The 903-nt window shown below is 69.2% G+C and carries 1 protein-coding gene; it reads right to left on the reverse strand.

The features are described from left to right. Positions 1-11: 11 nt before the first annotated feature. The coding region (gene cysD / locus ACTT8P_RS38320; RefSeq protein WP_442836406.1) for a sulfate adenylyltransferase subunit CysD at positions 12-903 on the reverse strand (892 nt) is incomplete at its 5' end.

Genomic DNA, 903 nt, shown 5'->3' on the forward strand with positions numbered 1-903 from the left:
GGTGCTCATGTCTAGAAGTACCCCTCGCGCTTGCGGTCTTCCATCGCGGCCTCGGACATCTTGTCGTCGGCGCGGGTGGCGCCGCGTTCGGTCAGCCGGGAGGCGGCGATCTCGGCGATCACCTTCTCGATGGTGTCGGCGTCGGAGTCGACGGCGCCGGTGCAGGACATGTCGCCGACGGTGCGGTAGCGGACCTGCCGCTTCTCGACGCTCTCGCCGTCCCTGGGGCCGCCCCACTCGCCGGCGGTCAGCCACATGCCGGCGCGGGCGAAGACCTCGCGCTCGTGCGCGTAGTAGATCTGCGGCAGGTCGATGTTCTCGCGGGCGATGTACTGCCACACGTCCAGCTCGGTCCAGTTGGACAGCGGGAAGACACGGACGTGTTCGCCGGGGGCGTGCCGCCCGTTGTAGAGGTTCCACAGCTCGGGGCGCTGGCGGCGCGGGTCCCACTGCGAGAACTCGTCCCGCAGCGAGAACACCCGCTCCTTCGCCCGCGCCTTCTCCTCGTCGCGGCGTCCGCCGCCGAAGACGGCGTCGAACTTCTCGGCCTGGATCTTCTCGGTGAGCGGCACGGTCTGGAGCGGGTTGCGGGTCCCGTCCGGGCGCTCCTTGAGTACGCCGCGGTCGATGTAGTCCTGTACGGAGGCGACGTGCAGCCGCAGTCCGTGCTGGGCGACGGTGCGGTCGCGGTATTCGAGGACCTCGGGGAAGTTGTGTCCGGTGTCCACGTGCAGGAGGGAGAACGGGACGGGCGCCGGGGTGAAGGCTTTCAGCGCCAGGTGGAGCATGACGATGGAGTCCTTGCCGCCGGAGAAGAGGATCACCGGCCGTTCGAACTCGCCCGCGACCTCGCGGAAGATGTGCACCGCCTCGGACTCCAGCGCGTCCAGATGCGAGAGGGCG

The organism is Streptomyces sp. JW3 (genome assembly GCF_052216785.1).
GTDB lineage: Bacteria > Actinomycetota > Actinomycetes > Streptomycetales > Streptomycetaceae > Streptomyces.